Here is a 7,662-nt window from a genome sequence, read left to right on the forward strand (position 1 = left end):
TGACCACGCCAGCCACTCAGGCTGCGTGACCCAACCTGTCACCCGTTCGTGCAGCAGTCCCAAGGACATATCCGTGGCCCCAAACAAGCGAACGATCATCGGTGGCGTCGACACACACACCGCGACCCATCACGCCGCGGTGATCAAGGGCAACGGGCAAATGCTCGCCGACGCACAGTTCCCGGCTACCCCCGCCGGCTACTCCGCACTGTTGACGTGGATGCAGCGCCACGGACAAGTGGACGCAGTCGGTATCGAAGGCACCGGCGCCTATGGCGCAGGCCTGGCCCGCCACCTCCACGCACATGGTGTCCATGTCCTCGAGGTCCCCCGACCAGACCGCCGACTGCGCCGCCAACACGGCAAGAGCGATGCCCTCGACGCAGAAGCAGCAGCCCGAACCGTCCTCGCCGGCCGGGCAAGCGGAACACCGAAGCTAGCGACAGGGCCGATCGAAGCAATCCGAACGCTTCGAGTCGCTCGCGTCGGCGCCCTCAAGGCTAAGACCGCAGCGACCAACACCCTGATGGCGATGGTCGTCACCGCACCCGAACCGCTGCGCTCCCAGCTGCGAGGCCCCTCACGGCTACAACTCGTCGCTGCCTGCGCCAGGTTGCGGCCAGACGCGTCAAGAATGGCCGACCCGACCCAGGCAACCAAAGCAGCACTGCGCTCCATCGCCGTCCGCGCTCACGCTCTCGAACTAGAAGCACGCGAACTGAAGCGACAGCTCCACGACCTCACCACCCAGATCGCCCCAGCAACCAGCGCCATCTTCGGCCTCGGACCGGACACCGTCGCAGCACTCCTCGTCACCATCGGCGACAACCCCGACCGCCTGCGCAGCGAAGCAGCGTTCGCCCACCTCGTCGGCGTCGCACCCATCCCAGCCTCATCCGGCAAGACCAACCGGCACCGCCTCCACCGCGGTGGCGACCGCAGCGGCAACCGAGCGCTGCACGTCGCCGTCGTCGTCCGCCTGCGCTACGACCAGAGAAGCCGCGACTACGCCGACCGACGCCGCGGCCAAGGCCTGTCGATGCCCGAGATCATCCGCTGCCAGAAGCGCTACCTCGCCCGCGAGGTCTTCACCGCCCTGCGAGCCGATTACGCCGCCATCACCACTTGACGATCTATAGGAGGCGTCCTTCTGCAGGTCCTTCAACATCGAGATGTCGAGCGCCTGCTCGGCCACGATCCGCTTCAAACGGGCGTTCTCGGCCTCGAGCGCCTTGAGCCGTTGGGCCTCGTCCTCCTTCAACGCGCCGTACTTGATGCGCCACCGGTAGAACGTCTGCTCGCTGATCCCGAGCTTCTTGCAGATCCCCGGCACCGTCGCGCCCTGGGCCTGCATCTTCTCCGCCTCACGCAGCTTCGCCACGATCTGCTCGGTCGTGAACCTCTTAGCTGCAGCCATCACACACCTCCACAAGGACTCTCAAAGTAGCGAGCCCTCTCACGAGATGTGGACCGAAAAACGGGGGGCATGACATTCGGAAATTCTTAGATTTCCGCTCCGTTCATTGTCGAGCCCGCCGAACTGTACATGCGGACCGGATGGGAACCGGATCCCTCACGGCAGCTATCTCTCGGGAGGGCTTGGTTCCGTGGATCGAGTGCCGCGCGCCAATGTGCGGACGTGTTAGAAGGAGTCTCGGGATGCGTCGTCCCGTTGCCGTGTCAGCTATGGCGGCCGTATTCATTTCGTCATTGACCGTGCTCGCGATGGAGCCACGGTCAGTCGCGTCGGCGACCCCGGCGGCAGAGGTGATGTCTAGCCCTGATGCGGTGTCTGCTGCGCGGGCGGCTCGTGCCGAGGGCCACCGAGTGGAGGACATGTCGTCGCGCAGTGAGTACTCACAGACGTTCGCGAACGCGGACGGCACGTGGACGACCGAGTCCACGACTGAGCCGCAGTTCGTACAAGCCGGAGATGGTTCGTGGCAGGACATCGACACCACGCTCACGGTGCGCGACGGGCGGCTCGAGCCCCGTGCCGCGCTCGCGGATGTGAGTCTCTCCGATGGCGGCGATTCGACGTTCGCGGACATCAACCAGGAGGGCAGGCAGCTCGACTGGCGTTGGCCGACCCAGCTCCCCGAGCCCACGATCGACGGCAGCGCGGCGACTTACGCCAACGCGGTGCCCGGGGGAGGAGATCTGGTAGTCACGGCCACCGCGACCGGGTTCACCCATGACATCGTGCTCGACTCAGCCCCGGCAGCGGCAATCGCCGACCCGACCGGGCAGGTCTCGTACACGATGCCGGTCGCGACCCACGGCGCTTCTCTGGACACAACCAAGAGCGGTGGGGTCGATGTGTCAGTCGGTAGCGACTCGCTGGTGACCGCTCCTGCTCCGCTGGCCTTTGACGCTGCGGGCGACCCAGGCGATGGCGCTGCTGAGGCGCCGGTCGATGTCCAGGTCGGCAAGAACGCCGCGGGCACCCCGACGATGACGCTCAACGTCGACTCGGGGTTCCTGACCGACCCCTCGACCGTGTACCCGGTCACGATCGACCCGAGCTACACCATCAATGCGAGCTCCGACACCTACGTGTCGAAGTCCAACCCGAACACTGACTACTCAGGACAGACCGCCCTGTTGGCGGGTGACAACGCCGGTAATGATGTCGCGCGCACCTACCTGCACTTCAACTTCGGTGCCCCGAACTACATGGCCGGAAAACAGATCTTGTCGGCGACCTTGAAGATGCAGAACTTCGACGCTCACTCCTGCGCGGGGTCGCAGATCAACGTCAATCGGGTCACATCGTCCTGGGGATCGCTTACGTGGAACACCCAGCCCTCCTACACCACCGAGGGCACAGCCTCGTTCAACCCCGCCTACGGCTACAGCGCCAACTGCCCTTCGGCACAGGCGAGTTGGGACGTCACGAACATCGTGTCCTACTGGGCTGCTCACCAAGGAGAGAACTACGGCCTCCGGGTCAAGGCCGCTGACGAGAGCGACCCCAACTCGTGGCGACGCTACCGTGCGCTGGACTCGCAAATGGACACGGTCCTGCCGCGGATGAGCGTCACCTACAACACCGCGCCCGACGGCCCTTCCGAGTTGAGCATCACACCCTCGCGTGGCAACGTGACGGCGTCCCTCACTCCGACACTTCAAGCGAAAGTCGCCGACTTCGACTTGGGCCAGCTCACAGCCAAGTTCCGCATCTTCGACGAAAGCGGCAATCTCGTCGCGACCCTTGACTCCGACGGGCCGGTCGCCAGCGGCGGGACGGCCACTGCAGCTGTCCCTGACGGCTTGCTCGAGGCGAGCACGGCGTATTCGTTCGACGTTCAAGCCAGCGACGACTACCTGTCGTCGGCGTACTCGACACGATCGACATTCCGAGTCGATCCGGCGCTAACGACCATTCCCGCACCGGCTTGCGTCTCGCCGTGCAGCCCCGTTACTGACCAGGTTCTGCTCGACGAAGTGATTCCTGGCGTGGCCTCCAAGGTCGTTCCAATCCAGATTCCCGGGGTCGACCAGGGGTCAGTCGACCGCGTCCAGGTCACCGTCACAATCACCGACTGGAGCGCAACAGGATCAGTGACGATTGCTGACACGGACTATGCCGCCACTGATCCGGCCTCGCTGCCGTACGGCGGAGGCCAAGCTGCCACCGGCACTGCTGAGGTCTTCCCTTCCTACGACGATGACAGCATCACGCTCGCGAACAACGGAGCGGCTCCTGTCCATCTTCGGGTGCTGCTGAACGCTTGGATCCCGGTCGACACCACTAACGACGCCACGCTGGACGCCTCCGAGAATTATGTCGACGACGCTGCAGCTGAGGCAGCGATCGAAGATGATTCCTCCGACTACGAGGACGTCTTGGGCACGACCAGCGTGGTAACTGCCGGCGCCAGCCAGGTCGCGATGGTGCAACCCGATCCAACTCCAGCTGAAGCAACAGTTCCTGACGCGAGCACAACCTACCCCTGCCCCCAGGACGACGATGCGAATGCCACCTGTAGCGCGGAGATTGCTAGCGAGGACATGTCTTCGAACGACGTCACCGATTCGGAAGCGGATCTGGCGGACCCGCCACCGTCGCCGGAAGCGAGCGGTACCGACCGCGTGATGGCTCGGTCCATCGGCATCAAGTGTTTCGAGAACGCCGGTCATTGGGTTGCCAGAACCCGCTTCACGGCATGCCAGGTTCACGCGTGGATCTTGACGATCTATCGGTACATCAAGGGGGTCAAGACGAAGGTGGGGACTGCCCACTACATCACCCAATACCTGCTCAAGACGGACTGGCAGCACCCTCACGTCGAGATGTGGTTCCGAGCTATCTGGAAGAGAGGGGATGGCGCTGGCCTGGCGATCAACGTGTCGTTCGACCTTCTATGCGCTTCGGGCTGCGCCGATAATAACGATGTGGTGCGCAACACCGGGGAACTGGCGGCATACCATCCCAAGTCGGCGTGGTACAGCGGCGACGTCTACCCCAGTGTCGCATATAACCAAGTCGTCACTCCGAAATTTGCTTTCGTGCACAACACCTGCGACGTTATCGGTTGCCAGAACGAACCACTGGCATCAGGAGTTGACGCTCGTGTGGTCAGGTGCGACCGGATGGCGTACATTCAAACGGCGAACCCTGGCTGCGTAGTTCCGGGCTATCGGCCCACGTTGAAGATGTCGCGATACGTGGGCAACACGGTCGAGACGGCCACGCATATCTACAAGGCACAGAACAAGCTTTCCAATCATCCCGGTAAGCGCCTTCCCAATGGGCTCGGCTATCCTCTAACGCGGACATACGGGCATGGATACATAAAACTCAATCGGCGCGAAGCTCATCGCGAGTGTGCGTCGCTGCACGGCTCTGGATCATGCGACGAATACCCGTTTGCTTCTACCCGCCAAGGTTGTGCTCTCATGAAATGCGACGTCGATCTGATTGACTTGGACGACAATAAGGCTGGTGGGCGCCTACTCAATAGCGAACTCTATCGTCCGTATCGAGTCCTCGACGCTGACGCCTTTTGGGTGAGTGTCTCGTGAGAATGCGCCGCATCGAGAGCGTCATTGTCGCTAGTCTCGTCGGCATCGTGGCAAGTGCCTGCGGCGCGACGCCACGACCGGTTTCAGTCGCGACAGATGACTCTCCCAGCGAGAAGCCCACAGCCGCGGCGGGCAGCGCCCCCAAAGGCGCAGCGAATAGCGTGGAGGGCGATTCAGGGTCCGTCGTCGCATCATGCGTAACGCTCCGACTCCGTTCGTTTCGCTCGCTCGTGCGTCCGGATTCGGGAGAGACTCCCAAAGAAGTAGAGAGGGTCCCTGTCCCCGGGACGGAGTGGTCATGGGTCGTGGCGCGTTACCAAAGCCGTGGCACGGCTGCGTGGCTCGTCGGTCCGGCCAGTGCCTCGCCTCGCGTCTATGCGGGGAATGAATTGGCAAAGTCATTGACCCCCACCGCACCGCACGACGGCAGTAGGCCGGAAGCTGACGTGCTATCGAGGGGCGACGCCGCGGCATGTCTCGGGTCTGGACTGGCCGGCGACGCGTCGTTGGACGGCGACCTCCCCCCGGGTTTCTAATGAGCTCCACGAGTGCGAGCGTCGTCCAGGATTGGCTGGCCTCGCTGCCTGTTATGGCTGCGGCTGGATGCGTGTCGTTAGTTCGAAGCGACGACGCGCAGCCGGCAATCCTGGCTGCGTTCGGAGCCGAGCCAGCCGTCGATCTGGCGGAACAGCCAGACTGGCCCGATCGCGTCGGAATCATCGAGGTGGCTGGCCACGGCTCGATCGCCATCGAGCCTGACGGTGGATACCAAGGCACTCGTCCCGAGGTGTTGCGCGACCTTGCGCGGATGTCGCCAGACGGCAGAAGCGCCGCCCTGCAATGGGACGTCAACGACACCATTCTCTTCGCGTGCGTCGACGGCAAGAAGTACACCAACGTCGAGCTCAGCGGATGGGCCCCCAGTGAGGTCATGTCGTTGCCGGGCTCGCTGAGGCGTTGGGCCAGAGCCCACGTTCAGGATCTCATGGCTGATCCGGTTCTTGCCGGGATCACGATGGCGTTGAACTTCACCGGCATGGCTGAACTCCCCAGGGACCTCGATGGCGCCACGCCGTACCTCGCCATCAGTCCTCGTCCACCTACGGACAACGTGGACACTCTTGAATCAACGCCGCTGCACCGAGCCGATCCCGCGACCGCAGCGTTGGTCGGGCAACTCTCACCCGAACGTCAGCGAGAGATCGCCGAGTGGGTCACTCGGCGCATATTGAAACTTGCGCGCCTGGACGACGACGTTGCCATCTTGGAGGTCGTCGGCCAGTTCGGGAACGCGAGGCCTCCCCGACTAACTTCAGGGGCACGGCGTCGGCTAGCCAGGATCGATGCGGAGACACGCGTCGAAGCGATCCGCGCCAACGGCCGCAATGGCCCGCCGTCGTCGCTGCTGCAACGACTGTGGCTCCAGCAATCGGCTGCCTACTGCCTGAAGTACACCTGCCACCCCGATCCCGCCACCGCTGCGTGGCGAACGGTCTTCTCGTCGACTAACGCTTTCGCCGGCGCTGAGATCGCCGATCCCGACGACCCCCTCGCGCCTCGGTTTGCTGAGGGACTCGCGCGTCAACTAGCTGAACCCGACTAGTCGCGTCGCCTGCACGTGGCACCGGACCCTTCGACCGCTCGATCATCGACGCATCACGGTCGACGGTTCGAGAGTCAGGTTGTCGCCAGATCTCGTCCTAACCCAGTCCCCCGCCGTGGTCGGCGAACGTATCAAGTTGATGCGCGACCTACTGTCGGTAGGACAGACCGATCCGCCGACCCGCTCGCGAGCGTCACCTCATTGTTGCGATCTCGCCCAGAGATATCCGGTCCATCGTGCGCCTGCAGCAGCCTTCCAGTTCTCGGCGGCGGTGTTGATGTGGATGCCGAGTAGGTCGGTGAGTAGGAGGCTGGGTAGCCCGGCGCCGAGCTGGAGCAACGCCGTGTTACAGGCAGCACGGGGCTCGATCTCGAGCTTCCGCAGACGGATCGACACATGGTCGAGCCCATCGGGAGGCCGGGGCGACGACCGGGGAACAGCCAGGTGTCGTCAGCGACGAGGTTGGCCGCGATCCCGCCGGGCAGGGTCTCGGGGAGCCGCTGGATCAGCTCGCTCAACGGTGGCGGCAGGGTGATCACGTCGTCACCGAGGCGCAGCCGCGGATGCCGGTCGGCGTGCTTCATCATCGCGGCCACGAGCTGGGCCTCGAAGTCGGTCGGCACCGGCCTTGTACCGATTCGATGATCGATGCTGTCCCACGACTCCGCAGGCACGGCGCTCAGACACCTTGAACGTGCGCGCCAGATGCGCGACAGCAGCCCGGCGGCGAGCCGGGCTCACCAGTTTCCCTTCTGCAGGTCCTTCAACATCGAGATGTCCAAGGCCTGCTCGGCCACGATGCGCTCCAACCGGGCGTTCCCACGATCAGCTCGGCCTCGAGCGCCTTGAGCCGTTGCGCCTCGTCCTCCTTCAACGCCCCGTACTTGATACGCGACCGGTTGAACGTCTGCTCGCTGATCCCGAGCTTCTTTGCAATCCCCGGGATCGTCGCGCCCCGTGCCTGCATCTGACAGAGCCCCGTGGGGTGGTGGGCTTTGAGGTGATCCTCGGTGCCCTACTCGCCGCTCTCG

General features: G+C 64.0%; 3 protein-coding genes and 1 pseudogene. 3 read left to right on the top strand and 1 reads right to left on the bottom strand.

The genetic code is table 11. From position 1 onward, the window contains the following. Positions 1 to 73: 73 nt before the first annotated feature. The gene (locus tag ACYU8V_RS15240; protein WP_460848548.1) at positions 74 to 1,129 is read left to right on the top strand and encodes an IS110 family RNA-guided transposase; all 1,056 of its coding nucleotides are present in this window, start codon (positions 74 to 76) and stop codon (positions 1,127 to 1,129) included. 75 nt (positions 1,130 to 1,204) lie between these two features. Here ACYU8V_RS15240 and ACYU8V_RS15245 read toward each other — a convergent pair. Then, positions 1,205 to 1,417: pseudogene (locus tag ACYU8V_RS15245) on the bottom strand (transposase); the annotation flags it as partial. Between the two features lie 242 nt (positions 1,418 to 1,659). Here ACYU8V_RS15245 and ACYU8V_RS15250 point away from each other — a divergent pair. After that, positions 1,660 to 5,028: a DNRLRE domain-containing protein gene (locus tag ACYU8V_RS15250; RefSeq protein WP_460792979.1), complete on the top strand. Its 3,369-nt coding sequence runs from the start codon at positions 1,660 to 1,662 to the stop codon at positions 5,026 to 5,028. A 535-nt stretch (positions 5,029 to 5,563) separates the two neighbouring features. After that, positions 5,564 to 6,631, top strand: a complete 1,068-nt coding sequence (locus tag ACYU8V_RS15255) for a hypothetical protein (RefSeq protein WP_460792981.1) — start codon at positions 5,564 to 5,566, stop codon at positions 6,629 to 6,631. The last annotated feature ends 1,031 nt before the right edge of the window (positions 6,632 to 7,662 follow it).

The sequence above is a fragment of the Nocardioides ultimimeridianus genome (assembly GCF_054777895.1).

Excerpts from the sequence above, each read along its gene's own strand:
- ACYU8V_RS15250 (WP_460792979.1), top strand. The coding sequence starts at position 1,660 with ATGCGTCGTCCCGTTGCCGTGTCAGCTATGGCGGCCGTATTCATTTCG.
- ACYU8V_RS15255 (WP_460792981.1), top strand. The coding sequence starts at position 5,564 with ATGAGCTCCACGAGTGCGAGCGTCGTCCAGGATTGGCTGGCCTCGCTG.